The sequence below is a fragment of the Nonomuraea sp. NPDC052129 genome (assembly GCF_040680095.1).
Lineage (GTDB): Bacteria > Actinomycetota > Actinomycetes > Streptosporangiales > Streptosporangiaceae > Nonomuraea.
The window spans coordinates 158579-184350 of record NZ_JBFAVX010000021.1 but is presented as its reverse complement, the minus strand read 5'-3'; the positions used below and the strand labels follow the sequence as shown (position 1 = coordinate 184350).

Below are 25772 nucleotides of genomic sequence, written 5' to 3'. Positions count from 1 at the left end.
GTCATGGCGGAGGTCCCCATCGAGGACACCCGGTGAACGGGCATGGTCAACGCTCCGGCTCAGCGCAGGCGGCGGGCGGCGGCCAGGGCGGCCTCCGTCTGGATGGTGACGATCCGGCCGAGCGGGTCGGGAAGCTGGACCAGCTGGCCCTCGGCCTCCGCGCAGAGGCGCCCCATGCGTTCCTCCAGCGCGGCGCGGACGGCTGTCAGGTCGGCCGGGCGGTTGCCCGCCGCCGCCTCGGCCGCCAGCAGCCGCAGGAACATGGCGCAGGCCCGCAGCGGCAGGCGGCGCACCGTGTCGTGGATGCCGCTCGCCTCGGCCCGCGTGACGGTCCTGGCGGCGCCCTCCCCGTCCACCGCGCCTTCGAGCGAGGAGACCAGCAGGTCGCAGACGGCGAGCGTGTCGTCCACCGCCGCGTGGAACGGGGTGTGCGCGACGCACTGCGGCCGGACGTCCGTACGCGCGCGGGCCAGCGGCTCGATCTCCTCGCGCAGCCGTACCGCGGCCGCCTTGACCAGGTGGCCGAAGGAGAGCCCGGCGTCCGAGGGGTCGTCGCACCCCGGAGTGGTCCACAGGGGTACCTCGGCGATCAGCGTGAACGTGCCGTAGCGGTCGGCGTAGTGCCAGCTCGACGCCCCGTACGTACGAGGCGTGCGCGCGTCGCCGCCCGTCTCCACGAAGTCGATGTGCTCGGCCGCCGGCAGCAGCGTGACGCCGGGCCCCGCCACCTGGTAGCCGACGGTGTCGATGGGCCCCAGGTCCAGCGGGACGCCCTGGCTCGCGGCGATCGAGGCCAGCTCGGCGGCCAGGCCGGGCACGTCACGGGTGATCTGGAAGTACGCCCCGCCGAAGTCGGCGTTGTGCAGCGACAGCATGAACACGGGCCGCAGCTCGTCGATGACCCGCATCAACGCCAGGGTCTCCGGCAGCGGCCGGTCGAACTGCTTGCGCCCGGCATGGATGGGAAAGGTCCATTCGGGCTGGTCGCTCATGGACGGCCGGTAGAAGTGGCGGTGGTAGTGGCTGATCGTGTACGGGCCCGCGTACCAGCCCTCGTTCAGCCGGGCGCCGTCGGGATCCACGCACGCGATGAAGTGCCAGGTGAACCCGCTCCGCTCCGCCGCGTTCTCGCACAGCACGGAGGCCAGGCGGAGCACGGTCAGGAAGCCGGCGGGCTCGTTGGCGTGGGGGCCGCCGAACACCAGGGCGTTCTGGGACCCGTCCCCGATCGAGACCAGTTCCAGCGGCTCGCCCCGCCGGGAGGCGCCGACGAGGCGTCTGCGGCAGGTCGCGGGGAACCGGTCGCACAGCTCCCGCAGTAACGCGGCCATGTCGTCGATGGTCGGGATCACGCGCATGGGGGAAGCCTCCCAAGCGCGCGCCGCCACGTCACGTGGCCGATACAGGACGTTTCGCAACCTCGCCCGCCCCCCGTACGATCCCCGCAGAACGTGGCCTCGCCCGTCAGGCGAGATCCCCGCAGACCTGGCAGGTGTCGAGCCGGGTGACGGGCTGTTCCGCCGTCGCCATCGTCAGGAGGTCGAAGTGGACCACCCGGCCGACGAGGGCAGGCGGCACCATGCCAGTGAGGTAGCGGACCGCCTCGGCGGCGACGAACCCGGCCACGATCGCGCAGAGCGGGCCGAACGCCGGAATGCTCCGCCCCTGGTTCAGTATGGCGGGCAGCTCCCACCCACCGTTACGGACCCGCAGCTCCTCCTCCAGGCAGGCCAGGCAGGCCGAGCTCCCCGGCACGACCAGCGGCCCCGCGATGCCCAGGTGCTGGCTGAACCCGCCCGGCAGGAGCGGCACCCCGGCGGCCACGCAGCCGGCGTTCATCCATTGGCGGATCTGCGGCTGCGGGCTGTCGGCCGTGGCGATGACCAGGTCCGCGTCCGCGACCAGGTCCGCGACGTCCCCGGCGCCGGTCAGCGTGCGGTGGTGTGTCTCCACCTTGACCTCCGGGTTGTGCTCGGCGAGCCTGCGGGCGGCCGTGTACACCTTCGGGCTCCCGACGTCCTCCGCCGAATAGAGGTATTGGCGGTGGAGATTGGACTCGTCGACGTCGTCCTGGTCGACGAGCCGCAGCCGCCCCACCCCGGCGGTCGCCAGTTGCAGGGCGACGAAGCCGCCGATCCCGCCGACGCCGAGGACGGCCACCGTACGCCCGGCGAGGTCCCCGGCCATCTCGGCGGCCCGAGACGCGGGCTGGAACATGGAGAAGAACAGGGCCTGCCGCGACGTGGGAACGTGGCGCGTCAGCAGCTCGACGTCCTGCTCCTCGACCAGGATCCGGGCCGCGAGCAGAGCGGTGATGGCCTGGTCCACCTCGGCCGCCGTGACGCCGCCGATCCCCGCCGTGAGGCTGACCAGTTCCTCGCGGGGCAGGGCGGTGGAGGCGCACCGCCGTACCAGCTCGCGTAGGGCCGGAGAGGCGGACTTGAGCACCTTTCCGGTGCCCGGCAGGTCGCCCAGCCGGACTAGTTCGCGGCGGTCCTCAATGAACAGGGGAAACGCCGGGTTGACCAGAACGCGCGACAATTATCCGCTCCACGTCAGAAATAAGGCGCGGGATCGGCGACCCAGGTGGCCACCAATCCCGCGATGAGTATCAGCTGTTGCTGTTACCGCACGTGAGCTCCACTGCCTCTATCTCGGCAATCGTGATCTCCATGCAGTCCCCCCTCCTGATGATGCTGGGACATTTGGGGCTATAGCGAAGAAATGTCCTCGAGCGAGGAAGGTAGTTTCCCCAACCGCCAGTGTCCACCGCTTTGGGGATAAATGACCCACTTGAGCCAGTTTGTTCAGTAGCCCGTCTCCGAAACGGGCTTTACGGGGAAGCCTTATCAGGCCGGTCAAGGCGCCGCCGGGAGGCAGGATAAGGTCAAGATCTTCGACGGGCGGTCCGGTGGGGAGACTGAGCAGGCGCGGGCTGCTGACCGCCTCCGGCGCTGCGGCTAGAGCTCGCCTCTGAGCGACAGAGCGGCTAGAGCTCGCCGGGGCGGATCCAGCCGCCGGGCACCAGCAGGGCGAGCTGTTCGCGCAGCAGGTCGCGCAGCGGCCCGTCTGGCTGCTCGCCGTAGACTTGGAGCAGCCTGCCCGGCCGTTCCAGGATCTCCTCGGGGTCGTCCTGGCGGCCGGTGTACTCGGCGATCAGCTCCGGCAGGCGGGCGGCGACGTGCTCGTCCAGGCCGAGCCGAGCAGCCGAGCACAGCTCGTACTCCCACGCCACCAGGTAGCGCCAGAGCTTGTCCTCGCCCTCGAAGTAGGCGCGCTCCAGCCGGGAGAAGGCGCCGAGCACCGCGCCGTGGTCGCCGTCGCGGTAGGCGAGCACGATGAGGTGGAACAGCGCCCACTGGTGCCCGCGCCGCAGCAGCTCCGCCCGTTCGAAGGCGGCCCGTGCCTCGGCGTGGGCGCCCAGCAGGTACAGGGTGTAGCCCCGCACATAGTGGGCGTCGGCCGAGCCGGGGGTCTCCTTCAGCAGCCGCTCGCTCTCCCGCAGCAGCCGCCCGAACGTCTCGGGAACCTCCGGCCCGTCCTCCACCGCCTCGATCAGGCTGGCGATCGGGGTGTCAGCGGGCACCGCTCACCATCCTCCGGAGTTGCCGGTGGCTCTGCCGACGGAGTTGGCCCACTCCGTCGATGACAGCCAGCCGCAGGGGTCACTCCGGCTCAAATAATGATCAATCCGAGCAAACCATAAGGATCACTACAAACCCCCGTCAATGATCTCGGCCCAAGTTGTACGAAGCCCCGGCCCAGCAGGCTGATCCGGCGGGAAAGCGGCTTCGAAGGCGTGCGCGTGCTCGGCCGCCCACGAGCGGAACGTGCGCGCCGCGGTCGCGGTCACCTCCTCCACAGTGGCGGTGACCGGCGCCGGGCCGAGCGTCATCTCGGCCTGGGCCCGCAGGATGCCGTCCACGGCCGCGGCCGGCCAGCCACGGGCCAGCATCTGCCGCCGCGCGTCCTCTGGGGAAGTCTCCTCCCAGCGCACCGGATGGCCGATCACCTCGCCGATGACGCGTACCTGCTCGGCCTGGGTCAGGGACTGCGGCCCGGTCAGCTCGTACACGGAGCCGGCATGCCCGTCCTGGGTCAGCGCCCGCACCGCGACCGCGGCGATGTCCCGCTCGTGCACGAGGGACATCGCGGCCTGACCGTACGGCTCCCGCACCACTCCCCCGCCGCGGATCTGCTCGGCCCAGCGCAGAGTGTTGGCCGCGAAGGCATGCGGGCGCAGGATCGTCCATTGCGGCACAGACCGTCCGATCAGCCGCTCGGCCTGCCGTTCATGATCACGCACAGCCGCCGACGACAGGTACACCACCCTGCGGGTCTCGGCCATCAGCTTGAGCACCATCTCCAGCCCCTCGGCCGAGGCGAACGGCCAGACCAGGAACACCGCCTCGACCCCGTCGAAAGCGGCATGCAGAGAATCAGGGACCGACAGGTCACCGCGCACGCCCTCGACCGCCGGTGGCAGATCGACCGGTTCCCGGGTCAGCGCGCGCACCTTTACCCCGGTTTCCAGCAGCTGCGCTATCACCTGACGACCGACCGTGCCGGTCGCCCCGGTGACCAAAATCCGATGCGGCATAACGATGTCTCCCATCAGCGGTTCTGCTGATGGTCAACCGTAGGAGTTGCGGATGAGATGATCCATGCTTAATAGTCCGCAATTCATACGCAATCGTCTTCTTATCGAAAGGATCAGACGACGAGTCGGCCCAGGCTGCGGTCGACGACCGTGATCAGCAGGAACAGCGTCGCGGCGCCGATCATCACCCAGGCCAGCACGTGCATGCCGCCGGTGTCGGCGTGCCGGCCGAAGGCGAACGCGGACGCGGCGGACGCGACCATCGACCCCATGTACGAGAAGGTACGGAGCAGCCCGGACGAGGCGCCCATGCGCTCCGGATCGGCCTGCCGGTACACCGAGTTCTGCAGCCCGAGGTTGTTGAGCCCCTGCGGCACGCCGAACACCAAGGCGACGACGAGCAGCATCCAGACCGGGCTGCTCGCGTTCAGGAACAGCATCAGCACGCACGCGACGATCTGTCCGACCGCGCCGACGACGAGCTTGCCCCATACCCCTTCGCGGCGGCCGGTGAGCGTAGAGACGACGATGGCCAGCAGGAACATCGGCAGCTGTACGAGCCCGGCCTGGGAGGCGGACAGGCCGCGGCCCTCCTCCACCCACTGGGTGAAGCCGAAGAGGAAGGCGTAGGCGACGACGTACGCGACCAGGGCACGCGCGTAGGTGGCGAGCAGGGGGCGGTTGCCGCCGAGCACCCGCAGGTCGATGAACGGCTCGGGGGCGCGCAACTCGCGCCACACGAACGCGGCGGCCGCCGCGGCGGCGATGGCGAGCAAGTACAGCGACCCGAGGCTCAAGTTCATCAGGAACAGCAGCAACGCCATGAGCATTACCGTGAACAGCCCGGCACCGGGGAGATCCAGGCGCGCGGCGATGCCGCCGCGGCTGCTGGGCGGAGTTTTCGGCAGCCGCAGCGCGCCGAGGATCAGCGCACCCGCGGCGAGCGGGATGTTCAGGGCGAAGGTCGCCCGCCAGCCGCCAACGCCGATCAGCAGACCACCGAGCGCGGGACCGATGACCGCGACGGTCTGGGTGGCGACGGCGAGCGTGGTGAGCACCCCGCGGGGATTATCGTTCCCGGTACGGTCGGCCTCGCGGCGCAGCAGCGACATCGCGGCCGGGTATCCGGCGCAGGTGCCGAAGCCGAGCACCACCCGGGCCGCGATGAGGACGCCCAGGTTGGGGGCGTACATCCCGACGACGCCCGCGACGCCGACGAGGGCGGCGCCGATCAGGAAGAGGCGGCGCGACCCGAAGAGGTCGATGAGGCGCCCGACGACCGGCTGCCCGAGCGCAGTGGCGAAATAGAGCGCCGAGACGAGCCAGGCTGTCTCCGAGGGCGGGGCCCCGAGGGCGACGCCGATGGGGACGAGCGCGACGGCGATGATCGTCGAGTTGATCGGATTGAGCACCGACCCAAGGATCATCGGCGGTATCAGGCAACGATCGAACCGCCCACCCGGCTCGCCCCTTGCGCCATCGCCCCTGGCGCTGCCGCCTCTTTCGCTGCCGCCCGTGTGCGGCGTCGCGTCGGCGGCTGCCCGGGGCTTGTCATCGCTCATGATTCGATCAGCTTCTCCAGGACGGCCATCGCTTTCACAACCGTCTGCCGCTCACTCTCGGTGCACCGCTCCTCCAGAACGCGGGCCAGCCAGGCCTGGCGGGCCGCGCGGTCGCCCTCGGCGCGTTCGCGGCCGGGATCGGTGAGGGTGACGAGCTGCTTGCGGCCGTCATTGGGATCGGGGTGGCGCTCCACGAGCCCGAGGCGGGAGAGCGCCGCGACCGTGGTGGCCATGGATTGCGGGCGTACGCCTTCCACGGCCGCGAGATCACTCGCCGAGGCGGGCCCGTTCTTGGACAGCCGGGCAAGGACGGACGCCTGGGAGAGGGTGATGTCCGCGGCATCGTTCACATTCAGGATGCGGCGCCGCAGGCGGCCGATGGTCACCTGGATGGCGCGCGCAGTGCGAACGGCAGAGGCGTCCTCGGTCTTGTCGCCCATTCCTCAACCTTAAGTCGTTCAGTCCAAACTGTACAGTTTAGACTGTCTTTCTCACGGGAGTCCATCCAGCGGTTGAGCAGCCAAAACAGACGGCTCGGCCAACCGGAACCAGACCGATCCGCCGATCTCGTCGCGGTGGAACCCCCATTCCTCGGCCAGCAGGGCCACCAGCCACAGGCCCCGGCCTCCGTCGTCCTCTAGATTCGGGGCGCGTACAGCGGGCGCGGTGGTGGCGGAGCCGGCGTCGGTCACCTCCACCCGCACGGTCGTGCCGGTACGGGTGATCTGGACCGTCACCTGGCCGAGGGCGTGGGCGGAGTCGGAGTGGGTGATGGCGTTGGTGACGACCTCGCTCAGCAACAGGAGCACATCGTCGAGCAACGGGGACGGGACGCCGACGGACAGCAGGGAACCCACCCATTCACGGGCCTCGGGAACGGATATCGCCGTCGCCGGGAATTCCCTGCGCCAAGTGGCGTGCGGCACGTTCGTGAATGGCGCCTTCGGCGAGTCGTCGCAATGGCGGAGCGGCCTTCTCATGCGTTCACCTCCGCCGCGATGATGTCGGCGACGTTGGCCGCGTGAGCCACCACCCATTTGTCACGCCACCACAACCGCGCCCACCATGGCCGCCAGGTGAACACCCAGCCGCAGCGACGGCGGATGGCGCTGATGTGGACCTTGGCGCCGCTCTCCGAAACCATCTCCAGAACCGGCCGGCCGGTCAGGGGAACGCCCAGGGAGACGCGGATGCCCAGACCGTGCAGATCCCAGGCCAGCCGGGCCAGATGGTCGAATCTCTCGTACTGTTCGCGCGCCGTCATTTCTCCCCCGGCCATAGAAAGTCATGGGTAACCTTCTTTATCTGCTGCCAGAAAAGAGAGGCTGTGCTTCAGCGTGCCTTCTTGGCGTCGAGTAGGCGATCGAGTCACCAAGCCAGGACAGCACGCATAATGACAGCCGCTGGTAAGGCGTGGTTTAAATGGTGTAGCCACTCACAGAAAGTTTCCGTTTTTCTCTGATTAGAGGGGAAATGTGATGCACGTTATGCCGTCTCTCGACCCGGGGTCCCCTCGCGTGCGATTCGGCGCCGAGATGCGGCGGCTACGGGAGGCCGCCGAGCTGTCGCAGGCCGCCGTGGCGTCCCGGCTCGGGTGCACGCAGACGCAGGTGAGCAGGCTGGAGAAGGCGACCCGTACACCATCGCGGTCCGACGCCGAACGGCTGGACCAGCTCTTCGGCATGGCCGAGGGCGTCTCCTTCACCCACCTCTACCAGAGGATCACTGCCCAGCCCGGCAGCCCCATCTGGTTCCGGAACTGGGCCGAAGAGATCGAGCCGACGCTTGTGGTGTTGCGCTCGTGGGATCCCTTGCTCATTCCGGGCCTTCTCCAGACCGAGGCATATGCCCGCCACATCTTCAGCATGGAACCCCGAGCCACCCCCGACGGGGTGAAGGAGAGAGTCGAGGCCCGGATGCGACGGCAGCGCATCCTCGACCGAGGCAGACCACCCCTCGTCTCCGTGCTGTTCGACGCGGGCGTGTTGCACCGCCGGGTCGGTGGACCGGAAGTGATGCGCGAACAGCTTGACCGCCTGCTGGAGGTCGCGGCGCATCCATCGGTGTTCATCCAGGTTGTCGACCCGGATTGTCTCCCCGGTCTGGCAGGGCCTTTCATGATCGCGGAACTCCCGAACGGGCAACCCGATGTCATCAGCTCGGACGCACCGGCTCAGGCGCAGATCACCGCCGACCTTGACATTGTGACCTCAATTCGGGAGCGCTATGAGGCCATACGAATATGGGCCTATCCTGAGCGCATATCCCTCAAGATGATCGAGGAAGCGAGACACGCATGGACTTGAGCACCGCCGTGTGGCGGAAGTCGTCGCGCTCTTCAGACAACGGCGGCCAGTGCGTTGAAGTCGCCACGAATCTTCCCGGCGTAGTCGCGGTTCGCGACAGCAAGGTCCCGGAAGGCCCCAAGCTGATCTTCACCCCCGCCGAGTGGAGGACGTTCATCTCCGGCCTCAAGTCCGGCGACTTCCCCCTTCTGCCGTAAAACCATCACCCACGTCACACTCTCCCGTCGCTGGATGAGCGACAGGAACTGATGGCCAGGGGCCTTTAAGATCGCGAGGAAGTGAAACGCAAATGGACCTGAGTGCTGCCGTGTGGCGGAAGTCGTCGCGCTCTTCGGGTAACGGCGGCCAGTGTGTGGAGGTCGCCACAAATCTTCCCGGCGTAGTCGCCGTACGCGACAGCAAGGACCCGGAAGGCCCCAAGCTGATCTTCACCCCCGCCGAGTGGAGGACATTCATCGCCCGCCTCAAGTCCGGCGACTTCCCCCTTTTGCCCTAAAATCATCCACATCACGCTCCCCGTCGCTGGATGACGACAGGCGCTGATGGCCGCCCGCCGTCGAAGAACAAGGACCGGGGAGATGAGACTCACCGCCCGACAGCTCAACCGGGCCACGCTCGCCCGGCAACTGCTGTTACGGCGCGAACCGCTGACCGTGGCCGACGCCGTCCGCCGGCTCGTCGCCCTGCAGGCGCAGGAGGCCCCGTCACCGTATGTCGCCCTGTGGAACCGGCTCACCGACTTCGACGCGAAAGAGCTGGACGTCGCGTTCGCCGACCGCGAGGTGGTCAAGGCCACACTGCTGCGTATCACGTTGCACGCGGTGCACGCCGAGGACTACCCGTACTTCCACACCGCGATGCGGCGCACGGTACGGGCAGCGCGCCTGGGCCACTCCCGCTTCACATCGAGCGGACTGACCATCGCCGACGCCGATGCCCTCCTTCCCCATCTCGCGGAGTTCGTGGCCAGTCCGCGTACCAGCGCCGAGATCGAGGGCTTCCTCAAGGACAGGTACGGGGAGCCCAAGCGGGGTGCGTGGTGGGCGCTGCGGACGTTCGCGCCTCTGCACCATGCGCCGACCGGTGGGCCGTGGTCGTTCGGTGCGCGGTCTTCGTTCCTCGACGCAGGCACCACCTCAGGTCCGGAATCTGAGGACAAGTCCGTACAGCGACTGGTCCTGCGTTACCTACAAGCGTTCGGCCCTGCCACGGTGCCGGACATGGCGCAGTTCACCCTGCTCAAGCGGTCGGTGCTGCGGCCGGCTGTGCGGGCTCTGGCCGGCCAGGTCGAGGAGCTGGAAGGGCCGGATGGAGCGGCACTGTTCGACGTGCCCGGCGCGCCGCTCCCCGCTGAGGACACTGCTGCCCCACCCCGCCTGCTGCCCATGTGGGACAGCGTCCTGCTCGCCTACTCCGACCGCAGCCGCGTCATTCCCCCCGAATACCGCCCGATCGTCATCCGGCGCAACGGCGACGTCCTGCCGACCCTGCTCGTCGACGGCTTCGTCGCCGGCGTGTGGCGCCCGGTCCAGGGCGGCATCGAAGCGACGGCATTCCACCGGCTGGACGAGGAGGTGTGGAAGGGGCTCGCAGCGGAGGCCGAGGCATTGGCGGCCTTCCTGGCGGATCGCGGGACCACCGTCTATCGCCGCTACGGTCACTGGTGGGCCAAGCAGCTGCCCAGCGCCGAAGTCCGTTTACTCACGAGCTAGGCAGTGACGGCACCACACAAAGATCGTTAGCGCCTGTCCCGGTCCACGATGTGCAACGGTACGTCCCGCTCGACCCGCTCCAGCACAGCGGCCGCGTTGCCGCCCTTGGCCGCGGCGTACTCCGCCTCGGTCAGCGCAACGACCTGCAGGAACGTGACACGGCCGTGCGGGGTGTCCAGCACAGCCAACTGCGGGTCGACGGCGAACGCGAGCGCCGCGAGTTCGGTTGGATTGTCCGCCTCCTGGTCCGGCCGGTCGTTGAACGTTCCCCGGGCCACGTGGATCGTGTGGCCGGGCGCGAACGGCCGCTCCGCGAAGACGTACCTGGCCAGTTGCTGCAACAGAACGGCCGGCCACTTCGGCGGCGTTTCGTCCTGTGGGCCGCGGGCCACCCGGATACTGAACTCGATCCCCCAGCCCGACTCCTCCGGGTCGTCGGTCACCTTCTCGTAGAGCTCGGACATCCCGAAGCTCACCAGGTGCCAGTGCGGTCGCGGCTCGTCCCGAGCGTAGATCCGGATCGCGTCCAACGGATCGGGACCGCCGGCCGAGTACGGCACGTCGGGCGCGAAGGTGCCCACCGGTTCGGTGTCGCCGTAGAGATCGTGCAACGCCGTCTCGATCGCCGCCCAGCCGACCGCCTCCAGGTCCGTGGAGAGGGAGATCTGGGTCCCTTCCGGTAGGTCCTTAACCTGCCCGTGGATCTGGCCGGCGACGTTGACGCTGACCACGAAGTCGATGGCGTCGATGTTGTCGACCGCGACCCGACCACCGGCGACCGGCGGGTGCTTGAAGTCGTAAACCTGTTTGGCATCGGGGACGATCCCGGCACGTTCGGCTTCCTGGGCCAGCCCGGCCATCAGATACCGCTCCTGGCCCTCCGGCGTGTCCAGCTCCGCTCGCAGCGCCTCGACGCCGTCCCAGCACCGGGTCAGCGTGCCGTGCACGATGCTGAGGAACCAGCAGCCGTCGTCGGAGCGGAGGAAGACGTCCCCGAACGGGGACGCGAAGAGCGGGACCTTGTCTCCGATATCGGCCCACTGCCACGCTTCCAGGACACGCTCGTACTGCTCCGGCGAAAACGCTCGAATCATATTCACGCGGGGATCCAACCACAGTCTTGTTCGGCGAACACATCGGCGCTTCGGCCTTTTCGGCCCTCTCGCCGGGTATGGGCGGAAACGCCGCGGACGGCGAGCGCGGGCTTATCGGGACGGCGCCATGACGCGCCCGCGGGGTGCGACAGTGCGGCGGCGATAGTAGTGCACCGTCAGCAGGGCGAGCAGAGGACTCCAGACGGCCAGCGGCCAGTACATGGCATGGAAGACCACTGTCTGCCAGCCGTGCGTGACCAATCCGGTCGGGTCACCGTTGAACTTCACCCCGAGACTGATGCTGATCATCGCATAGGGGAAGACCAGCAGCGCGAGCGCGCCAAGGCCGGCGGGGATGACCGCGGCCATGACCGGCACCCGGCGGCCACGCAGGACCGGCACCCAACGCGGCCACACCTCACCCCACTCGCTGACCAGCCCGACGGCGAGAAGGGCCGCCCCTTCGCTCACCACGCTGAGCAGAAGGATGTACCACCACCCGTTCAGCTGTTCCTGCCCAGCAGGCGTCGGGCCGGGCTCCAGCAGCGGCACATCCAAGATGAAGGCGGCGATGCGCCACAGGCTGGAGGGCAGCACGGCCAGCGGGATGGCGTAGGCGGCCAGCACGGCCCAGCGGGGGACGCCCGCCGAGGTCCGGCCATGCAGTCTGCTCCACAGGGTGTCAGCGGTCATGAAGATTCTCCTCAAAGGGTGGTGCCTTTGAGGATCACACCTGTCCCGAGCCTGCTCATCCCCCACACGAGGGAGGCCGGGCGGCGGGCCGTCGGCTAACGTCGGTCCCCGTGAAAGGTCGCTTCCCCCGAGCTGTGCGGGCCGGGATTTACCAGCTGCTGGGGGCCGCGCTGCTGACCCCGATGGCCGTGGCGCTCGGCCTGGTCATCCTGGCGGAGCAGACTCCGGTGCGGGTGTTCGCGTTGTGGGCCGCGTGCCTGCCTGCCTCCATGCTGCTGGCCGCGGTGCCGTTGATGCGGCGCCTTGAGAGGGCTGCGCTGTCGGAACTGCTCGGCGTCGATGTGCCCCAAGGGACCGATCGGCTCTATCTGGCCGCCCTGACAAGCCTGCACCTGTACGGCGGCGCCACCCTTGGTGCGGGGGTGTTGCTGCTGTCTCCTGGGTTGGTCCGGCTGGGCGACGTATCGCGGTGGCGCGCGGCTCCAGGTGAGTTGACCCAGGTGTGCATCCTCGCGGCGGTCACACTGGCCGCGATGGCCGCTCAAGCGGCGCTGCAGAAGGCGCGCGTGCCGGAGGTCGGCGACTCGCTCAGCCATCTGACGAACACCGCCCGAAACGCCCAGCAGGACCTCGACGTGCTGCTGCGCGTACTCGACGACGGCGACCCGGCCGAGACGCCCACACTCGGCTCGCTCCGCGAGCTGATCCGCGGCCTCGACGTGCGCGCGAACGTCGGCCGCCTCGACCGGGTTCCGGCCGCCACCTCGCGCGTGGCCTTCGCCATCGCCAGGGAGGCGCTCACCAACGCCCTGCGTCACGGGCAGGGCCCGATAGTGATCGACGTCGCCACCGGCGACAATTTGATCCTCACCGTGGACAACAAAACGACCGACACCTCCCCGCGGCCCGGCCGGGAAGGGCGCGGTCTCACCGGCATGCGCATGCGGGCTCGTTTGGCCGGCGGCACGTTCGTACACAAGAAGATGGAGGGCACGTGGCGCATCCAGGCGACGCTGCCGCTGTGATCCGCGTCGTCCTGGCCGACGACGAGACGCTGATCCGTTCGGGTTGGTCGACGATGCTCTCCTTCCACGACGACATCGAGGTCGCCGGCGAGGCAGCCGACGGTCGTGCGGCCGTCGAGGCCGGCAGTGGCGCGGACGTCGTGCTGATGGACATCCGCATGCCCCGCCTCGACGGCCTGACCGCCACCCAGGAACTCGCCCGCCAGTCCCCGGCGACGCGGGTCATCGTGGTCACGACGTTCGAGAACGACCAGCTGGTCTGGGGTGCGCTGCGCGCCGGCGCGGCCGGTTATGTACTCAAGCGCGCGCCCGCGGAGGAGTTGGTGGATGCCATCCGGCTCGTGCACTCCCGCGACGCGGTGCTCTTCCCCGACGCGCTGCGCCGCATCGCCTCACCACATGCCGGTAGGTCGAAGCCGCGCGTGCCGGTCGAGCTGACCCCACGCGAGCTGGACGTACTGCGACACATCGCGTACGGACAGAACAACGCGGAGATCGCGGCGACCCTGTACGTCTCCGTAGAGACGGTCAAGACGCACGTCCGCCACGTCCTGGAGAAGCTCGGGGCTCGCGACCGCACCCAGGCGGCGGTTCTGGCCTACGAATTCGGCCTCATCTTCGCCGGCGCCGAGGGGCGCCTCATGTGAGCGGACCCTTGTCTTTGAGAACGTAACCGCCCCGTATCACCGGCGCGTTAGATGCGAAACGTCCCCACGCACGGGTGGGGAAGACGGGGCTCTCCGCGGTGAATTCACCATGGGCATCGACCGTGACCTGGACGTCTTTGCCGGGGGCCGGGAAGTACATCCGCGCCCGGCGCCTGGCCAGCCGCCGCTGCCCTCGGGCGGCCAGTGCGCGGGCAACCCCGCGTTCGCCCCAGCGAGCGCGCCACCGCACCACGGCGCATCACGGCCGCTCTCAAGTCGGTGTTCTGCCCGGCGGCATAAAACCGATGGCGTACGGCGGGTCGAGCATTGCGGCCTTGCCGGCGGTCAGGGTGGCACCCACCTTTGCCTGCTCCATGGTGGGCACGCTCCTTGTCATCTCCTCTCGGTTCTTTGCTCCAGGTCTGCCCGTCGCGTCCGCAGGAAGGTTCGTTCGGTGTCGTTGGTGGCCAGGGCGATGGCCTCGTCGTAGGCGGCGATGGCATCGGCGGTACGGCCGAGGCGGGTGAGCAGGTCCGCGCGGGTGGCGGGCAGCAGGTGGTAGCCCGGCAGGTCCAGCTCGTCGACGGTGGCCAGCGCCGCCGCCGGTCCGTGCACCTCGGCGACGGCGACCGCGCGGTTGAGTGCCACGATCGGGGTCGGGGCGTGCCGCAGCAGCTGGTCGTACAGCGCCAGCACCTGCGCCCAGTCGGTCGCCGGCCCGTCGGTGTGCACGGCGTTGATCGCGGCCTGCAGCTGGTACGGCCCCGGCTGGTTACGGCGCAGGCACCGGCGTACCAGCTCATGTCCTTCGGCGATCAGTTCCCGGTTCCACAGCGACCGGTCCTGCTCGGCGAGCACCACCAGCTCACCCGAGGGCCCCACCCGCGCCGGCCGCCGGGCTTCGATGAGCAGGAGCAGCGCCAGCAGCCCGATCGCCTCCGGCTCATCAGGCATCAGCTCGGCGAGCGCCCTGGCCAGGCGGACCGCTTCCAGGCACAGGTCGGTGCGCAGCAGCGGCCCGGAGGTGGAGGTGTATCCCTCGTTGAAGACCAGGTAGAGCACGGTGAGTACCGAGGTCAGCCGGTCGGGGAGTTCGGCGGCGCCGGGCACCCGGTAGGGGATGCCGGCATCGCGGATCTTCTTCTTCGCGCGGACGATCCGCTGGGAGATGGTCGCCTCCGGCACCAGGTAGGCCCGCGCGATCTCCGTCACCTCCAGCCCGCCGAGCAGGCGCAGGGTGAGCGCGCTCTGCGCGAGCGGCGACAGCGCCGGGTGACAGCAGGTGAAGATCATGCGGAGCTGATCGTCACGCACCGGTCCCGCCTCCTCCGGCTCGTCGGGGTGATGCAGCAGCAGCGCCTGGGCGTGGCGGGCCTCGCGGGTGGATTCCCGGCGCAGGCGGTCGATCGCCCGGTTGCGGGCGGTGGTCACGATCCAGGCGCCGGGATTGGGCGGCGGCTCCTCCCATTTCTGGACGGCCACCGCGAAGGCGTCCTGTACGGCCTCCTCGGCGAGCCCGATGTCACCGAGCAGGCGCGTCAGCGTGGCCACGCACCGGCCGTACTCCGCCCGATAGATGCCGTCCAGATCCATCCCGTGCTCATTCCCCCGACCCGTCGTAGAACGGGCGCACCTCGATCGGGCTCCCGCAGGCCAGCGCGCACTTCTCAGCCCAGGACAGCGCCTGGTCCAGATCGTCGCACTGGATCACCCAGAACCCGCCCAGCTGCTCCTTCGTCTCGGCGAACGGGCCGTCGGTCATCGTGATCGTGCCGTTGCCGGGGCGCACGACCGTGGTGGCGTGCGAGGCCAGCAGGCCGCCGACGAACACCCACGAACCAGCGGCCCGCATCTCGTCGGTGACCTTGCCCGTCCGGGCCATCTGCGCCTGCATCTCCTCCTTGGAAGGCGACGGCGCGCTTTCGTCGAACTGGACGGCCAGCAGGTACTGCTTCATGGTGAACTCCTACGAAAGGTCAGGCCGGCAGGCGGCGAGCGATGGCCGGGACCACGATCGCGGCGGCGACCACGTGCGTCAACATCAGCAGTCCCCTCGTGGCCGCGGACGCGTCCGCGAGCACATCCGGCACCAGTGACAACGCGGTGAGCACGATCGTGGTGCGGACGAACACCGCGTGCGGACGGCGAGCCCAGCGGGCCAGGACCAGGGCCAGCACCAGGCCCACCACGGAGAAGATGGCGGTCAGCACGGCGAACCCGGATACCGGGATCGGCGTGCCACCGACAACGAGGCTGATCCCGGCGAACTCACCCGCCGCGGCGACGGCCGAGGTCGCCACGGCGGCGACCGCCGCTGCGGTCAGACCGCCGGTGATCAGCGGCTTCGTGGGAGCGGTGGTGGTGATGACGGACATTTGACCCTCCGGTGAGTGGCGACCGGCCGTTGCCGGTCTCTCACCTTGGCTACGAACGGGCTCGACGCCATTCGACACCAGTACCGAAAAAATCAGCAGACGTACTCGGCCCAACCGTGTCCGAGGCGAGTAATGCCTACTCCTCACGAGCGATCCGGCGACATCAGCCAATTCACGAGGTCCTTGTGAGCTCATCCTGTACGACCGGCGTCCGCGGCCGGCCCGGCAGGAGCGGGATCAGGACCATGACGATCACGATCATGCCCACGGCGAACCAGTAGACCCCGTGGACACCGCCGATCGGGTCGCCCGAGGTCTGGAAGATGAGCGTGACCAGCGCGACGCCGAGTGCCGCGCCGAGCTGGTTGAGCATGTAGAGCACGGAGCTGCCCTGCGCCACCATGTCCGGCGGCAGCGCCCGGTAGAGCGAGCCCATCGCCGGCGCGCTGAAGCAGCCCATGCCCAGCCCGATCCCGAGTGAGGCCAGCACCGGCAAGATCTCGGGGGTGTCCGCGCCGATCCGGGTGAGCGCCAGCCCGCTCAGGGCCGCCAAGAGGGCGCCGCCGGTGGCCAGCCCGCGGGGGCCGAGCCGGTCCGACAGCCGCCCGGCCACCGGCATGGCGATCGAGCCGCCGAGCCCGACGGGGGCCATCAGCAGCCCGGCGGCCAGCACGCCGTGCCCGTGCGCCTGCTGGTAGTACAGGGGCAGCGCGAACAGGGAGGCGAAGACCGCCATCCCGCCGAGGCCCATGATCGTGACACTCGCCGTGAAGCCCCGGTTGGCGAACAACCTCAGGTCGATCAACGGCGCTGTGGTGCGAAGCGCGTGCACGGCGTACCCGATCAGGACGGCCGCGCCCGCGCCCAGCGGGAGTAGCACCTGCCAGGCGGTGAACGCGCCCTGCTCGGCCACCTGCGACAGAGCCAGCACCACCACCGCGAGGCCGGGTCCGAGCAGCGCCAGCCCCAAGACGTCCAGCCGGGCACCGCCGCTCTCCCCGGGCCTGTCAGCGGGGATGACCCGCAGCGCGAGCACGAGGGCGACCACGCCGACGAGCACGCCGATAAGGAACATCCACCGCCACTCGAAGGCGTCGAGTATCGCGCCGCCCGCGATCGGCCCGAGTACGGGCCCGAGGGACAGCACCACCCCCATCAGCCCCATCACCCGCCCGGCGCGGCCCGGCCCGGCGGCGCGGGCCAGCAGGATCAGTACGAGCGGATCGAGCAGGCCCGCCCCGAACCCCTGCAGCACCCGGAACGCGATCAGGCTGCCGACGTTCCAGGACAGCCCGGCGGCGAGCGAGCCGATCAAGAAGATCAGCAGACCGGCCACCCACAGCCGCTTGCCGCCGAACCGGTCCACGGCCCAGGTGGTGAACGGGATGGTGGCCGTCACGGCCAGCAGGAAGCCGGTGGACGCCCAGCCGATCGTGCTGAGCGAGGTGTCGAAGGCCGCGGCCAGGGTGTCCGTGGCGACGGCCGCCATGGTGCTGTTGAGGATCCCCAGCAGCCCGCCGAGCAGGATCACGGCGATCGTGCCCAGCAGTTGTGGGTCCAGCCGGTCATCGGCCGAAGCATTTGAACTCATTGGTTCAAAGTAGTGACCCCATGCGTACGCATGCAACCCATAGGTCCACGAAGTTGAACTGGCGAGTACAATCGACGGCATGAGCACCACGCGCGGGCGGATCGACAAGCGGCAGGCGATCCTGGAGGGCGCGTTCACGGTGTTCGCCCGGCTGGGCTACGCGCAGGCCGGTGTACAGGACATCGCCGCCGAGGCGGGCGTGGCCAAGCCGACGGTGTACAACCACATGACCGACAAGGCCACCCTGTTCAGGCACGCCCTGGAGGCCGCCGCGCAGACCGTGCTGAGCGAGCGACTGGCCGCCCTCGACCCGCTCGCCGTGCCCGGCGACGACCTGCCCGCCACGCTGGAGGGCGTCGCGTACGAGCTGCTCCGGCTGCACACCGACCAGCGATCATGCTCGCTGAAACGGCTGCTCTACTCGGAGATCACCACGTTCCCCGATGCTCTCGACCTCGTCCTGGACAGTGGCCCGCACCGGCTCAACCAGGCCCTGGCCGACCGGCTGGCCAGGCTCGCGCTCTCCGGACGCCTGCGCACCACCGACCCCGATCTGGCGGCCGAGCAGTTCATGGCCCTGCTGACCGGGCCCCTGGAGGCCCGCACCCGGATGGGGACGCAGCAGATCACCGACTCGGAACTACGGACCATGGCCCGCACCGCCATGGAGACGTTCGTCCGGGCCTGGGGAACACCCTGAGCCGTGACGCCCCTTAACGACGGCCGAGGAGCATGCCGGCCACGCCTGACCTGTTATGCGTGTGGTGGTCGAGCCGCCAGGGCCGCATGCGCAGGGCGCGGGCCTGGATGCCGGCCGGGGCACACCGCCACTGCCCGCCGGTGGGGATGGGTTACCAGGTGACCGGCAGTTCGTAGACGCCGTACACCGCCCCATCGTGCTTGAACGGGATCTGCTCCAGGTCGGCCGCCAAGCGCAGCGTGGGGATGCGCTTGTAGAGGGTGCTGTAGGCGACCTGCAGCTCCATCCGGGCCAGCGGCTGGCCCAGGCACTGGTGGACGCCGAAGCCGAAGGCCACGTGGCGGCGGGCGTCGCGGCGGATGTCCAGTTCGTCGGGGTTGGGGAAGATCTCGGGGTCGCGGTTGCCGATGTCGTTCGGCATGATCAGCCCCTCGCCCGCCCGGATGGTCTGGCCGGAGATCTCGATGTCCTCCAGGGCGACCCGGCGGCGTCCGCTGTGGGTGATGTTGAGGTAGCGCAGCAGCTCTTCCACGGCCCCGGCGACCAGCTCCGGGTCGTCGCCGGCGCGCAGCAGCGCGAGCTGGTCGGGGTTCTGCAGCAGGGCGCACGTGCCGAGCGCGATCATGTTCGCGGTGGTCTCGTGCCCGGCGATGAGCAGGAGAACTCCCATCTGCGCGGCTTCCAGCTGCGACAGCTCACCGGTCTTGACTCGCTCGGCCAGCCGGGACAGCAGGTCGCCGGCGGGGTTGGCGAGTTTCTCGCCCACCAGGGCGTTCAGGTATTCGGCCAGCCGGGCGCTGGCGGCGGCGCGGACCTCGGGGGCGGTGCCCCGGTTGATCATGACCTTGCTGTTGTCCTGGAAGAAGTCATGGTCGGCGTACGGGACGCCGAGCAGCTCGCAGATCACCAGCGACGGGACCGGCAGCGCGAACGCCTCCACCAGATCCACCGGCTTCGGCCCGGCCAGCAGATCGTCGATCAGATCGTCCACGATCTTCTGTACGGCCGGCCGCATCCCCTCCACCCGCCTGACGGTGAACGGAGCCTGCACCATGCGGCGCAGCCGGTGGTGCTCGGGGTCGTCCATCATGATGAAACTGGCGAACGAGCCGGTGAAGGGACCCTGCCTCGGGTAGCCGGGGCGGGAGAACTCGGCGCTGACCCTGGGATCGGCCAGCAGTGCCCGCTGCTCGGCATACGTGGTCACCATCCACGGCGTGCTGCCGTCCCACAGCCGTACCTTGGCCAGCGGGCCCTCCTTCTGCAGAGCGTGCAGGTTCGGCGGCGGGTCGAACGGGCAGCGCGCCGCCCTCGTACCGGGGAATTCCGGGACTTCGGGCTGACTCAAGATCTCGGTCATGACTTACGTCCTTCCGCACAGGGCTGGAGCGAGGCCACGCTGGGCTTCGGTTCCGGTATCGGGTCCACGTTGTTCGACTCACGTGTCACGGGCGCCGTCCATATTGCGACGATCGCGTCGATCAGGCCGGTCGCCGCGCCGTGCCAGCCGACCCGGGGCGTGGTGCGGCCCTCGGCCAGTGCCCGTTCGCGGTCGGCACGTGTGCATCATCAGGGTGCTGGTCATGTGCTTGCGCTCGGCTCGTACTGGGAGCGGCAGGTCCGGAAGGCAACGGTTCAGGCCGTCCAGGATCCGTACGAGCGAGGGAGAGATGCGCGCCTCGTCGATCATGATCTCGTGCAGGGCCGGGCCGGTCATCACTTGGGCGCCGAAGCGGGCGAACCAGGTGGGGTTACCCATGGCGGCCAGGTGCTCGGTGACCGGACGCACCAGGCAGGCCACCCAGTCACGCACGTCGCCATCGCGCCTCACCAGGACTCCTCCCGAACCGGCTCCCCTGCATTGTCAGTAAACTCTCGCCGTCGGATTAAGTCAATTGCTTGATTTAACCTGATGGCGTCAACGATGCCTGCTGACCGGTGGTCAGCGGTGGCCAGCGGTGGCCAGCCTCAGCGCCGAATCGACTGCCCACTGCTCGTGCCGCGGGCTGCGGGTTGGCCTACTGACCGCTGACCAACCGCGGTTGGCCTACAGCCCGCTGCGTACACCGAACATCGCGCGAGCGAACGTCGAACATCACACGTGCGATCGGGTTCAGGAATCGGTCGATGGATGAGCGGCGCTCACCAGCCCTGACTCGTAAGCGCTGATCACCAACTGCGCGCGGTCCCGCGCCCCCAGCTTGCTCAGCAGCCGGCCGATGTACGTCTTGACGGTGCCGGTGCTGCGGTGCAGGTATTCGGAGATGTCGGCGTTGGAGAGCCCACGTGCCACGAGCACCAGAATCTCACGCTCGCGCTCCGTGAGGTCGTCCAGCGAGGTGCCCGGTGCCTGGTGTCCATGGGGAAGGCGAGCGAACTCAGCGATCAGGCGTCGGGTCACCGATGGTGCGAGAAGGGCCTCACCGGCGGCGACCGTGCGGATGCCTGCCAGCAGGACATCGGGAGAGGTGTCTTTGAGGAGGAACCCGGCCGCCCCGGCCCGCAGCGCACCGTAGACGTACTCGTCGAGGTCGAAGGTGGTGAGGATGAGAACGCGTGTCCCGGCTGTCTCGGGAGATCCGGCAATGTACCGGGTCGCCTCGATGCCATCCATTCCGGGCATCCTGATATCCATCAGCACCACATCCGGGCAGAGTCGTCGTGCGCTCTCGACGGCTTCGGCACCGTTGCTCGCCTCGCCCACTGCGGTCAGCCCAGGGGCGGTGTCGATAAGAACCCGGAAGCTGCCTCGAAGCAGCGACTGGTCATCAGCGACGAGTACCCGGATCGGTTCGGGCACGGCCCCCTCCACCCGGATCGGTTCGGTCACGCGGCTCCCTCTTTCCGGCTCGTGGCCGTGTTGTGATCGGGTTCGGGCGGGAGACGAGCTGACACGGCGAAGCCGCCGTCGGGTCGCGGGCCGACCGCCAATGTCCCCCCGTACATCATCACGCGTTCGCGCATCCCCACGAGTCCGTGCCCGCCCTTGAGCTCCGCCCCATCGGACACCACCGCGTTGCCGGCTCCGTCGTCGACCACCTCGATATGCGCGTCTCCTCGTGAGTCGACGGTGATCGTCACCAGGCAGTGGGTTCCGGCGCCGGCGTGCTTGACCGCGTTCGTCAATGCCTCCTGCACGATCCGGTAGATGGCCAGCGCCGGGCCCGCGGGGAGGTGGACGGCCAGCTGAGTGCGGAGTTCGGTACGGACTCCCGCCTGTTCGGCGCGTTGGACGAGGGCCGGCAGGTCATCCAGTCCGGGAAGGGGACCCATCTTCGCCGAGCCGGGCTCGCCCGCGCGTTGACCGGCGGTTTCGCCGCGCAGCACCCCCAGGGCGCGCCGCATCTCAGCGAGTGCCTCCCGGCCGGTCTGCTCGATCGCCTGAACGGCGTCGCGCGTCTCTTGGGGGCGTTCCTCGGCCACATGGTTGGCGACCGCTGCCTTGACCACGATCACGCTGAGACTGTGCGAGACGATGTCGTGCAGCTCCCTGGCGATGCGTAAGCGCTCCTCGCTCAGCGCCTCCTCGGCCAGGCGCCGCTCCTGTCGGGCGGCTCGGACTCTCCGTTGGCGCACGACACGGCCGGCGGCCCACGCTGCGCCGATGACCAGCCAGACGAGCGCCGCGGTGCCGACGGCTTCCAGCCACGGACCGGATGGTGTCATGACCGCCTCACCTGTGATGACCGCGGCTGCCGAGACCACCAGGGTCAGGGCCAGCGCCGCCGAAGCCCGGCGTACCGGCTCGACGAGCGCCACCACGTAGGCGGCCAGGGCCGTGGAAACGTAGGGATCGCGGGTGATGTCGAGGAATGTCGCCGCTGCCGAAGCGCCCAGAACCACGGCCAGGGCAGGCAGAGGCCACAGGCGCCGCACAGCCACCGGCGCTCCCACGCAGACGGCCACCAGCCAGCCAAGCCACCACGGACCGGAGAACTGCGGCAAGCCGTCCGAGTCGTGTTGGCCGGCCAGTGACACGTGCACAGCCACCACGGCGGCGGCCACGCAGACGTCGAGCGCCAGCAGGTGCGCACGTGTCCCCAGGTGAACGCGTGTCCCCAGGTGCCAAGGTGTCCCAAGGTGCCAGCGTGTCCGCAGGTGCTCGCGTGCCCGCAGGCGCCACTGGGCTATGTGCATCGCACGACGATATCGATGCCCGCTCATCCGCCCTCCCCGAAGATCCCCGCTCATACGACCTGCCCCAGATGCTCATTCATCGGGCTTGCCCGAAGCCGCCCCATCATCCGGCCCACCCCAAGACGCCCTTTCATCGGGCCTGCCCGAAGCCGCCCAACCATCCGACCCGCCCCAAGACGCCCCATCATCCGGCCTGTCCGAAGAGGAACATGGCGATGCCCACAACGCCTACCAGGAGGAGCCTTCCGGCCACCGTGGCCGTTCGCGGGACCGGCCCGGTGCGCAATGTGGCCACGCCCAGAGGGACGAGCGCGACGCACAGTCCCGCAGCGGCGGCGATCGACCAAGGAGTCGTTCCCTTCAGCACCCCCAGCGGCATCGCCGATGCCAAGCCGAGAGCCAAAGCACGTAGCGGTCCGAACACCCCCGAGCGGTACGCGCCGATGGCCAGCAGAATCCAACCGCCCATGATGGCGGCGTTCAGTGCGCTGAAGATGTGGAACGCGCCGTAGGTCTCGCTCACCGTTCGCGTCGCTGATGCCGCCCCCTGAATGGTCACCAGCTGGAAGTCCAGATGATCGACACCGGCATGAAACGCTCGGGCGAACAGGCCGAGGACCGTTAAGGTGCCGCCCCATACAGCCAGCTCCCGGAAACCTTCGCCGATCCTGACAGCGAGAAGCACGACTCCCGGCCAGAGCAGCACCCACCCGGCGGCGACAAGGCTGTAGGAGGCCGTCATGAGGTCCGGCTCTTGCTCGTACGCGCTCAGTTGCGCAGGGAAGAAGAAGTCGTAGCGCAGGCGAAGCAGGACCCCAGCGAGCAGTAGCAGGGGGCCGACGATGAGGGAGGCGCCGCCCACCCAGCGTCCCGGCAGGACAGGACTCGAAACGGCGATTGAGGGAGTCGGGAAAGTCATGGGCCAACAATGCTGCAGCCGCATGCGCCGCGTCGTCGGAGCACGGGCCATACTTTCAGGTCAGACTGTGGTCGTACGGGCCTGCCTCGTGTCGGCTTCCAGTCCGGCCTTGAGACCGGGCGCCATGCCGCTCGGTGCTCCCGCGCGTACCTCGGGGCGGCGCCCTTGCCCCGAGGCGCACCGTCCGTCCCGGCCCCGCTCCACGGACGGCTAGCCTGGGGCGGGCGCGCGATCGGTGGGTACGACGTGCCCGCGGCGAGTGAGGGAGACGATGTCGGCGACGCGACTGCTGGTCCTCGGCGTGGTACGGCTGCACGGTCAGGCACACGGCTACCTGGTCGGATCCGAGCTGGATTCGTGGGAGGTCGCACAGTGGGCAGGGCTCAGGTCGGGCTCGATCTACCACGCTCTCCGTCAGCTGGCCAAGGACGGCCTGCTGGACGCCACCGAGGTGCACGAGTGGCCGGGCCGCATCGACTACGCCATCAACGACAAGGGCGAGGCGGAGTTCTTCGGGCTGCTGAGAAGTGCCCTGAGCGTGCCGGACCGACGCCCGGAGCTGCTCGGCGCAGCCCTCGCGCTGCTGCCCGCGCTGCCTGAGAAGGAGGCGCTGGGGCTGCTCAAGGAGCGGTTGCGAGCGCTGGAGGTCGAGCAGGCGCGGATCGTGGCCGCGATGCACGAGCAAGAGCGGCCAACGCACCTGAGGGAGCTGTTCGGCCTGCGCGCGGCGCAGGCGGCGAATGACGCGGCGTGGACCCGTGGCCTGATCGGCAGGTTGGAACGGGGCGACGAACCGGTCTGAGCGACCGGGATTCGAGTTGACGGTGGGGAGGCCGATGAGCCATAGTTCGATACCCAAATTTGGTTAACCAAATTTGGGTATCAGAAGGAGTTCCATGCGCATCGCGGCAGCAGCGTTACTGGCGCTGATCTTGATTCCCGTGACCACGACCACGACCACGGCGGCGGCGAACACCGCCACCACTTGCAGGACCGTCACCGCCAAGGTGGCGATGACCGCCGGTGGCGCCGCCGACCAGCGCGTGGCCGGCACCCTGTGCCTGCCGCGCGGCCGCGCCACCAGCGTTCAGCTGCTCATCCCCGGTGGCTTCTATGGCCGGGCCTACTGGCAGATGCGCGGGGACCGGCAGCGGCCCTCGTTCGTCGAGACGATGACCGCCGCCGGGTACGCCACGCTGGCCATCGACCGCCTCGGGACGGGCGCGAGCTCGTACCCGCCCAGCGCCCGCTTCCGGCAGGACACCCACCAGATCGTCATCCGCCAGCTCATCCGGCAACTGCGCGAGGGTCGCCTCGGCGGGCCGCGCTTCGCCAAGGTCGTTCTGGTCGGCCACTCGCTCGGCTCGACCCTTGCCCGTACCCTGGCCGCCGCGCATCCGGCGGAGGTGGACGGCGTCATCCTGACCGGCGAGTCGAGCGTGCCCAACGAGGCCGCGTTCGAGCAGATGGGGGCGGGGATCTACCGGGCCGCCGATGATCCGCGCTTCGCCGAACGCGGGCTCGACGACGGCTACCTCACCACCCGACCGGGCCTTCGGGCCACCTGGTTCTACCACCGGCCCAACGCCGACCCCCAAGTCATCGCGGCCGACGAGGCCGCCAAGACCACCGACGTCTTCCCGCCCGGCGACTCCTACACCCCGCCCTCGATCAACAAGAGCATCCAGGCGCCCGTACTGATCGTCAACGGTGAGCACGACAAGCTGCTGGCCGGAGCCCGCTCCTCCTCCGCCGCGCTCAGAAGTCAGGAGGCCCCCTTCTACGGCCCGCGCGCGAGGCTGGAGACCATCGTGGTCCCCGGCACCGGGCACGTACTGAACGCGCACCGCACCGCGCCCCACTGGTTCGCGCAGGCCCGCGAGTGGGTCGACCGCCGCGTGGGCGGGGCGGCCCAAGGAGCAACGAACGGAGCGGCTCGATGAGCCACGAACAGGGTGACCCGATGAGCCAGGAGCCGACCGACAGTCCGACCAGGTGGGTGGCCAGGCACGTCAACAGCTACGTCGAGTCCGGCGGCGCCCGAGGCCACCTCTTCCACGGCGCGCCCACCCTGCTGATCACCACCACCGGCCGCCGTTCAGGACTACCGCGCCGCACCGCGCTCATCTACGGCCGCGACGGCGACCGTTACCTCGTGGTCGCCTCCAACGGAGGCGCGGCCGACCATCCGCTCTGGTTCCACAACCTGCTCGCCCAGCCGCGGGTCAGGGTGCAGGTGGGCGCCGACGTGTTCGACGCGGTGGCCCGCCCGGCGACCGCGGACGAGCGGCCCCACCTGTGGGAGACGATGACCGCTATATGGCCGCACTACACGGGCTACCAGCGAAAGGCGCCCAGGGAGATCCCGGTGGTCGTCATCGAGCAGGCGGGCGCGGTCTTTAGCTGAAAAG

29 protein-coding genes are annotated in these 25772 nt (G+C 69.2%); 10 read left to right on the top strand and 19 right to left on the bottom strand.

All coding sequences use genetic code 11. The features are described 5' to 3' along the window. Positions 1-59: 59 nt before the first annotated feature. From AB0L53_RS36815 to AB0L53_RS36780, 8 genes are all read right to left on the bottom strand, one after another. The gene (locus AB0L53_RS36815; protein ID WP_364004212.1) at positions 60-1358 is read right to left on the bottom strand and encodes a M14 family zinc carboxypeptidase; all 1299 of its coding nucleotides are present in this window, start codon (positions 1356-1358) and stop codon (positions 60-62) included. Between the two features lie 106 nt (positions 1359-1464). Beyond that, positions 1465-2541, bottom strand: a complete 1077-nt coding sequence (locus AB0L53_RS36810; protein ID WP_364004210.1) for a TOMM precursor leader peptide-binding protein — start codon at positions 2539-2541, stop codon at positions 1465-1467. A 448-nt stretch (positions 2542-2989) separates the two neighbouring features. Beyond that, positions 2990-3586, bottom strand: a complete 597-nt coding sequence (locus AB0L53_RS36805) for a hypothetical protein (RefSeq protein ID WP_364004207.1) — start codon at positions 3584-3586, stop codon at positions 2990-2992. A 126-nt stretch (positions 3587-3712) separates the two neighbouring features. Then, the gene (locus AB0L53_RS36800; RefSeq protein ID WP_364004205.1) at positions 3713-4600 is read right to left on the bottom strand and encodes an NAD(P)H-binding protein; all 888 of its coding nucleotides are present in this window, start codon (positions 4598-4600) and stop codon (positions 3713-3715) included. Between the two features lie 113 nt (positions 4601-4713). Beyond that, positions 4714-6162 carry an MFS transporter gene (locus AB0L53_RS36795; RefSeq protein WP_364004202.1) on the bottom strand — a complete coding sequence of 483 codons (1449 nt, stop codon included), beginning with the start codon at positions 6160-6162 and terminating at the stop codon, positions 4714-4716. Next, on the bottom strand, positions 6159-6602 hold the full coding sequence (locus AB0L53_RS36790) for a MarR family transcriptional regulator (protein ID WP_364004199.1): 444 nt from the start codon (positions 6600-6602) through the stop codon (positions 6159-6161). Before AB0L53_RS36790 ends, AB0L53_RS36795 begins: the two co-directional genes overlap by 4 nt. A gap of 51 nt (positions 6603-6653) precedes the next feature. Next, the gene (locus AB0L53_RS36785; RefSeq protein WP_364004196.1) at positions 6654-7142 is read right to left on the bottom strand and encodes an ATP-binding protein; all 489 of its coding nucleotides are present in this window, start codon (positions 7140-7142) and stop codon (positions 6654-6656) included. Beyond that, positions 7139-7426, bottom strand: coding sequence for a hypothetical protein (locus AB0L53_RS36780; RefSeq protein WP_364004193.1), 288 nt, complete (start codon positions 7424-7426; stop codon positions 7139-7141). The genes AB0L53_RS36785 and AB0L53_RS36780 overlap by 4 nt, the downstream gene beginning before the upstream one ends. Positions 7427-7679: 253 nt before the next feature. Between AB0L53_RS36780 and AB0L53_RS36775 the strand changes: the two genes are divergently transcribed. From AB0L53_RS36775 to AB0L53_RS36760, 4 genes are all read left to right on the top strand, one after another. Beyond that, the gene (locus AB0L53_RS36775; RefSeq protein WP_364004190.1) at positions 7680-8468 is read left to right on the top strand and encodes a helix-turn-helix transcriptional regulator; all 789 of its coding nucleotides are present in this window, start codon (positions 7680-7682) and stop codon (positions 8466-8468) included. Next, the gene (locus AB0L53_RS36770) at positions 8459-8665 is read left to right on the top strand and encodes a DUF397 domain-containing protein (RefSeq protein ID WP_364004187.1); all 207 of its coding nucleotides are present in this window, start codon (positions 8459-8461) and stop codon (positions 8663-8665) included. The genes AB0L53_RS36775 and AB0L53_RS36770 overlap by 10 nt, the downstream gene beginning before the upstream one ends. A 92-nt stretch (positions 8666-8757) precedes the next feature. Next, positions 8758-8964 carry a DUF397 domain-containing protein gene (locus tag AB0L53_RS36765; protein ID WP_364004184.1) on the top strand — a complete coding sequence of 69 codons (207 nt, stop codon included), beginning with the start codon at positions 8758-8760 and terminating at the stop codon, positions 8962-8964. A gap of 82 nt (positions 8965-9046) precedes the next feature. Then, positions 9047-10180, top strand: a complete 1134-nt coding sequence (locus AB0L53_RS36760; protein ID WP_364004181.1) for a winged helix DNA-binding domain-containing protein — start codon at positions 9047-9049, stop codon at positions 10178-10180. 26 nt (positions 10181-10206) lie between these two features. On the opposite strand, the gene AB0L53_RS36755 is transcribed toward AB0L53_RS36760, so the two are convergent. Next, positions 10207-11274, bottom strand: a complete 1068-nt coding sequence (locus tag AB0L53_RS36755) for a suppressor of fused domain protein (protein ID WP_364004178.1) — start codon at positions 11272-11274, stop codon at positions 10207-10209. A gap of 111 nt (positions 11275-11385) precedes the next feature. Continuing rightward, positions 11386-11967, bottom strand: a complete 582-nt coding sequence (locus tag AB0L53_RS36750) for a hypothetical protein (protein ID WP_364004175.1) — start codon at positions 11965-11967, stop codon at positions 11386-11388. 110 nt (positions 11968-12077) lie between these two features. On the opposite strand from AB0L53_RS36750, the gene AB0L53_RS36745 reads away from it, so the two are divergent. Both AB0L53_RS36745 and AB0L53_RS36740 read left to right on the top strand, forming a co-directional pair. Continuing rightward, the gene (locus AB0L53_RS36745) at positions 12078-12992 is read left to right on the top strand and encodes a hypothetical protein (RefSeq protein ID WP_364004172.1); all 915 of its coding nucleotides are present in this window, start codon (positions 12078-12080) and stop codon (positions 12990-12992) included. After that, entirely contained in the window at positions 12989-13639 is a 651-nt protein-coding gene (locus AB0L53_RS36740) for a response regulator transcription factor (protein WP_364004169.1), read from the top strand. The genes AB0L53_RS36745 and AB0L53_RS36740 overlap by 4 nt, the downstream gene beginning before the upstream one ends. Positions 13640-14032: 393 nt before the next feature. Here AB0L53_RS36740 and AB0L53_RS36735 read toward each other — a convergent pair whose 3' ends face one another. From AB0L53_RS36735 to AB0L53_RS36720, 4 genes are all read right to left on the bottom strand, one after another. Next, positions 14033-15232, bottom strand: coding sequence for an RNA polymerase sigma factor (locus AB0L53_RS36735; RefSeq protein WP_364004166.1), 1200 nt, complete (start codon positions 15230-15232; stop codon positions 14033-14035). Positions 15233-15239: 7 nt separating this feature from the next. Then, a complete protein-coding gene (locus tag AB0L53_RS36730; RefSeq protein ID WP_364004163.1) occupies positions 15240-15596 on the bottom strand; it encodes a YciI family protein in 357 nt (118 codons plus the stop codon). 19 nt (positions 15597-15615) lie between these two features. Beyond that, complete coding sequence (locus AB0L53_RS36725; RefSeq protein ID WP_364004160.1) at positions 15616-16014, bottom strand: DUF6069 family protein; 399 nt, start codon at positions 16012-16014, stop codon at positions 15616-15618. Between the two features lie 172 nt (positions 16015-16186). Beyond that, positions 16187-17605 carry a DHA2 family efflux MFS transporter permease subunit gene (locus AB0L53_RS36720; protein WP_364004157.1) on the bottom strand — a complete coding sequence of 473 codons (1419 nt, stop codon included), beginning with the start codon at positions 17603-17605 and terminating at the stop codon, positions 16187-16189. Positions 17606-17684: 79 nt separating this feature from the next. Between AB0L53_RS36720 and AB0L53_RS36715 the strand changes: the two genes are divergently transcribed. After that, positions 17685-18305, top strand: coding sequence for a TetR/AcrR family transcriptional regulator (locus AB0L53_RS36715; protein WP_364004154.1), 621 nt, complete (start codon positions 17685-17687; stop codon positions 18303-18305). Positions 18306-18456: 151 nt separating this feature from the next. Here AB0L53_RS36715 and AB0L53_RS36710 read toward each other — a convergent pair whose 3' ends face one another. The 5 genes from AB0L53_RS36710 to AB0L53_RS36690 all read right to left on the bottom strand — a co-directional run bounded on the left by AB0L53_RS36710 (position 18457) and on the right by AB0L53_RS36690 (position 23361). Further along, complete coding sequence (locus tag AB0L53_RS36710; protein WP_364004151.1) at positions 18457-19665, bottom strand: cytochrome P450; 1209 nt, start codon at positions 19663-19665, stop codon at positions 18457-18459. Between the two features lie 78 nt (positions 19666-19743). Then, positions 19744-20136: a hypothetical protein gene (locus AB0L53_RS36705; RefSeq protein WP_364004148.1), complete on the bottom strand. Its 393-nt coding sequence runs from the start codon at positions 20134-20136 to the stop codon at positions 19744-19746. A 282-nt stretch (positions 20137-20418) separates the two neighbouring features. Further along, positions 20419-21117 carry a response regulator transcription factor gene (locus AB0L53_RS36700; protein ID WP_364004145.1) on the bottom strand — a complete coding sequence of 233 codons (699 nt, stop codon included), beginning with the start codon at positions 21115-21117 and terminating at the stop codon, positions 20419-20421. Between the two features lie 14 nt (positions 21118-21131). Next, positions 21132-22442 (bottom strand): sensor histidine kinase, encoded by a 1311-nt coding sequence (locus tag AB0L53_RS36695; protein ID WP_364004142.1) that lies wholly within the window; start codon positions 22440-22442, stop codon positions 21132-21134. Positions 22443-22626: 184 nt separating this feature from the next. Continuing rightward, the gene (locus AB0L53_RS36690; RefSeq protein WP_364004139.1) at positions 22627-23361 is read right to left on the bottom strand and encodes a hypothetical protein; all 735 of its coding nucleotides are present in this window, start codon (positions 23359-23361) and stop codon (positions 22627-22629) included. Positions 23362-23632: 271 nt separating this feature from the next. Here AB0L53_RS36690 and AB0L53_RS36685 point away from each other — a divergent pair, with 271 nt between their 5' ends. The 3 genes from AB0L53_RS36685 (at position 23633) to AB0L53_RS36675 (ending at position 25768) form a co-directional block, all read left to right on the top strand. After that, on the top strand, positions 23633-24163 hold the full coding sequence (locus AB0L53_RS36685; RefSeq protein ID WP_364004136.1) for a PadR family transcriptional regulator: 531 nt from the start codon (positions 23633-23635) through the stop codon (positions 24161-24163). Positions 24164-24257: 94 nt separating this feature from the next. Beyond that, the gene (locus AB0L53_RS36680) at positions 24258-25304 is read left to right on the top strand and encodes an alpha/beta fold hydrolase (protein ID WP_364004133.1); all 1047 of its coding nucleotides are present in this window, start codon (positions 24258-24260) and stop codon (positions 25302-25304) included. After that, positions 25301-25768: a nitroreductase family deazaflavin-dependent oxidoreductase gene (locus AB0L53_RS36675; protein ID WP_364004130.1), complete on the top strand. Its 468-nt coding sequence runs from the start codon at positions 25301-25303 to the stop codon at positions 25766-25768. The genes AB0L53_RS36680 and AB0L53_RS36675 overlap by 4 nt, the downstream gene beginning before the upstream one ends. Positions 25769-25772: the final 4 nt, after the last annotated feature.